The following is a 2,035-nucleotide window of genomic DNA, read 5'->3' on the forward strand; positions in this document are numbered from 1 at the left end:
CAGGCCGATCCGATCCAGGCGACCCGCGGCGCGGTGCATGCCAGCCAGTCCGTCCGCCAGCTCGCCAGCGAGCTCGGCGTGGAGCTGGACCGCGTCGCCGCCACCGGGCCCAAAGGGCGGATCTTGCCCGAGGACGTACACGCCTTCGTCAAGGCGGCGCTCGGCGCGTCGGTCCCGGCGCCCGCCGCCGCGTCCAGCATTGGCGCCGGCCTGCCGCCCTGGCCGGACGTGGACTTCGCCAAATACGGCCCGGTCCGGCGCGAACAGCTGTCGCGCATCCAGAGTCTCTCGGGGGCCAATGTCAGCCGCAACTGGCTCACGATCCCGCACGTGACCAATTTCGACCGGGCCGACGTCACCGAGATCGAGTCGTTCCGGGTCGGCCTGAACACGGAGACCCGCACGCCGCCCGCGAAGGTCACCATGGTGGCCTTCCTGATCACGGCGGCGGCCTCGGCGCTGCGCGCCTACCCGCGCTTCAATTCCTCCCTGGCGGGCGGCGAGCTGGTCCTGAAGGACTACGTCCATGTCGGCTTCGCGGTGGACACGCCGAAGGGCCTGATGGTGCCGGTGGTGCGCGACTGCGACCGCAAGGGCCTGATCGAGATTGCCACCGAGATGGCCGCGATGGCCGAGAAGGCCCGGGCACGAACCCTCCCGGGCTCGGACATGCAGGGCGGCTGCTTTTCAGTCTCGTCGCTCGGCGGCATCGGCGGCGACGGCTTCACGCCGATCATCAACGCCCCCGAGGTCGCGATCCTGGGCGCGGCGCGCTCGCGCACCGAGGCGGTGTGGGACGGCAAAGCCTTCCAGCCGCGCCTGATCCTCCCCTTGAGCCTCTCCTGGGACCACCGCGTCGTGGACGGCGTCGCCGCCGCCTGCTTCCTCGGCCATGTGGCGTCGGTCCTCTCGGACCTCCGCCGCGCCCTCCTGTGACCGCCGCCGCCATGCCCGAGACCCTCGACATCCGCGTCCCCGATCTCGGGGATTACGCCGACGTGCCCGTCATCGAGATCCCGGTGGCGCCCGGCCAGCCGGTCGCCAAGGACCAGACCCTGCTGGTGGTCGAATCCGACAAGGCGACGCTAGACATCCCCTCCCCGGCGGCGGGCCGCCTCGTGGAGATGCTGGTCGGCCTCGGCGACACGGTCTCGGCCGGCACTCTCGTCGCCCGCCTCGCGGTGGAGGCACCCGAGGTGCGCACCGAGCCGGCACCTGCGCCGGCCCCCGCTGCGCCGCCACCGAAGCCGCAGGCGGAGGCGGGCTGCGACCTCCTGGTGATCGGCGGCGGACCGGGCGGCTACTCGGCCGCCTTCCGGGCCGCCGATCTCGGGCAGCGGGTGATCCTGGTGGAGCGTGACGCGACCCTCGGCGGCGTCTGCCTCAACGTGGGCTGCATTCCCTCGAAGGCGCTGCTCCACGTGGCTGCGGTGACCGAGGAGGCCGTCCGGCTGGCCGCGCACGGGATCAGCTTCGGCGCACCGACGGTCGACCTGGAAAGGCTCCGGAGCTTCAAGGCCGGCACCGTCCGGCGCCTCACGGACGGGCTCGCCCAGATGGCGCGCCAGCGCAAGGTCGAGGTGATCCGCGGGACCGCACGCTTCACGGGCCCGAGCGCGGTCTCGGTGGCGCTGCATGGTGGCGACACGCGCCACGTCACCTTCGCCAGCGCCATCGTGGCCGCGGGCTCGTCGCCGGTGGCCCTGGCGATGCTGCCGGACGATCCCCGCATCGTGGATTCCACGGGGGCGCTGGAGCTGCCCTTTGTGCCGCGCCGGTTGCTGGTGATCGGCGGTGGCATCATCGGCCTGGAGATGGCGACGCGCCGTCTACGGCCCGGACCGTGTCCTCGCAGAGGAACTCGCCGTCCATCACCGGGATGCGCCAGTAGCGCCGGGCCTTGCCGGTGGCGTCGGGCAGGCGCTTGGCCACCGCGAAGCCGTCACCGAAATAGCGGATCGCGCCGCCGAGCTTGATCTTGGTCGGCCCGTCGACGCCGGCGTAGCAGGCGGTGCCCGGGCAGGTGAGGATGCAC

At 72.5% G+C, this 2,035-nt stretch carries 1 protein-coding gene and 2 pseudogenes; 2 read left to right on the forward strand and 1 reads right to left on the reverse strand.

What is annotated here, in order from left to right; all coding sequences use genetic code 11:
• Positions 1–936: 2-oxo acid dehydrogenase subunit E2 (locus tag I53_RS21790; RefSeq protein WP_043354605.1), on the forward strand; the 936-nt coding region annotated here is incomplete at its 5' end.
• A gap of 11 nt (positions 937–947) precedes the next feature.
• A pseudogene (locus tag I53_RS21795) lies at positions 948–1,763 on the forward strand (FAD-dependent oxidoreductase); the annotation flags it as partial.
• A gap of 58 nt (positions 1,764–1,821) precedes the next feature.
• Here I53_RS21795 and I53_RS31680 read toward each other — a convergent pair.
• Positions 1,822–2,035: pseudogene (locus I53_RS31680) on the reverse strand (formylmethanofuran--tetrahydromethanopterin N-formyltransferase); the annotation flags it as partial.

It is taken from the genome of Methylobacterium sp. B1, from assembly GCF_000333255.1.
GTDB classification, from domain to species: domain Bacteria; phylum Pseudomonadota; class Alphaproteobacteria; order Rhizobiales; family Beijerinckiaceae; genus Methylobacterium; species Methylobacterium fujisawaense.